The following is a 229-nucleotide window of genomic DNA, read 5'->3' on the forward strand; positions in this document are numbered from 1 at the left end:
CTTTTTTCTTTCTCTGTCAATGTATTTAATTCCATTACTCGATCTGCAAACGTCGAATACAAGTAATTTCCGTTCCCCATTTCCAAAAAGGCGCGGCACTGCCCGATCACTGTTTCCACCGCCTGATCCGCCATGAACAAACCCATCTCTGCCTTTTTCTTTTCAAATATCATGATCTCTTCAAAATATTCTTCCGTCTGTCTTACAAGCGCCAGATATACTTCCACAT

1 protein-coding gene is annotated in these 229 nt (G+C 41.5%); it reads right to left on the reverse strand.

Features of this window, described 5'->3' with window-relative positions; all coding sequences use genetic code 11:
- The coding region (locus tag NE668_RS10080; RefSeq protein ID WP_256196897.1) for a hypothetical protein at positions 1–229 on the reverse strand (229 nt) is incomplete at both ends.

Source organism: Veillonella parvula, from assembly GCF_024461875.1.
GTDB classification, from domain to species: Bacteria; Bacillota; Negativicutes; order Veillonellales; family Veillonellaceae; genus Veillonella; species Veillonella parvula_I.